General features: G+C 70.3%; 2 protein-coding genes and 1 pseudogene. 2 read left to right on the plus strand and 1 reads right to left on the minus strand.

The genetic code is table 11. From position 1 onward, the window contains the following. A partial coding sequence (locus tag AC1D15_RS32485) for a purine nucleoside phosphorylase YfiH/LACC1 family protein (RefSeq protein ID WP_477829304.1) occupies positions 1-413 on the plus strand: 413 nt, incomplete at its 5' end. Here the strand turns inward: AC1D15_RS32485 and AC1D15_RS32490 are convergent. Next, positions 345-617, minus strand: coding sequence for a hypothetical protein (locus AC1D15_RS32490; protein ID WP_477829305.1), 273 nt, complete (start codon positions 615-617; stop codon positions 345-347). The two genes, AC1D15_RS32485 and AC1D15_RS32490, sit on opposite strands and share 69 nt — an antisense overlap. A gap of 94 nt (positions 618-711) precedes the next feature. Between AC1D15_RS32490 and AC1D15_RS32495 the strand changes: the two are divergent. Beyond that, positions 712-1,353: pseudogene (locus AC1D15_RS32495) on the plus strand (class I poly(R)-hydroxyalkanoic acid synthase); the annotation flags it as partial.

Below are 1,353 nucleotides of genomic sequence, written 5' to 3' on the forward strand. Positions count from 1 at the left end.
GCGCCGTGGCCACGCCGGCCGTCGGTGCGGCCCATGCCGGCTGGCGCGGCCTGGCCGGTGGCGTGCTCGACAACACCGTGGCGGCGCTGTGCGCGGCGGCGGGCTGCGAGCCGGGCGCGCTGGTGGCGTGGCTCGGCCCGTGCATCGGGCCGGAGCGCTTCGAAGTGGGCCCGGACGTGCTGCAGGCCTTCGGCGACGACCCTCAACGCGCCGACCCGGCGCTGTTCCGCGGCCATGCGCCGGGCAAGTGGATGGCCAACCTGCCTGAACTCGCGCGCCGGCGCCTCGCGGGCCTGGGCGTGACGCAGATCAAGGGCGGCGCCTGGTGCACCGTCGACGATGCATCACGGTTCTTTTCGTTCCGGCGCGATCGCATCACCGGGCGGATGGCCGCTGCCGTCTGGCTGCGCTGATGTCGCCATCTCGGCGGCTTCGGCCTGCCGTTGCGCGCGCCGCCGCGACGGCGTGCCCAGCAGGTACAGCACGATCGACAGCGGCAGCACGCCGTACAGCAGCAAGGTGAAGACCGCGCCGAGCACGGTGCCTTGCGAGCTGGTCGCCTCTGCGATGCTCATCATGACAACCACGTACATCCAGGCAATCGCGACGAGGTACATTTTTGAGGCCGCTCGGCGGCTGGTGTCGAAGCGAAGAGTGTGACCCGAAACTGACCCCAAGGCGACGGCCCGTGCGAGGCCGGCAAGGAGACCTGTGAAGAATCAAGCAGCGGTGGCCCACGACAGCGCCGACGCGTTCGGCGCGACGATCGGTGACGTTTTCAAGTCGATGAGCGGGCTGAGCCTGCCGTTGCCGGCGCTCAGCGCGCTGCAGGCCGACTACATGGCGCAGGCGAGCGCGCTGTGGAACCAGAGCATCGGCGCGGCGGCGCCGCCGAACGGTGCCACCCAGCCCGCCACCAGGCCAGAGCCGCTGGGCGACCGCCGCTTCAGCGCCGCCGCCTGGGCCGACAACCCGATGGCCTCGTTCACCGCGCGGCTGTACCTGCTGAACGCCCGCACGCTGATGGGCCTGGCCGACAGCGTCACGGGAGACGAGAAGACGCGCGAGCGCATCCGCTTCGCGGTGCAGCAGTACGTCGCGGCGGCCTCGCCGAGCAATTACCTGCCGCTCAACCCGGRGGCGCTGCAGCTCGCGCTGAAGACGCAGGGCGAGAGCATCCTGCATGGCGTGCAGCACCTGGTGCAGGATCTGCAGCAGGGCCACGTCTCGCAGACCGACGAAAGCGTGTTCGAGGTCGGCCGCAACGTCGCCACCACCGAGGGCAGCGTGGTGTTCGAGAACGAGCTGTTCCAGCTGCTCGAGTACAAGCCGCTGACGAAGACGGTGTTCGAG

Source organism: Rhizobacter sp. P2_H2 (genome assembly GCF_056403375.1).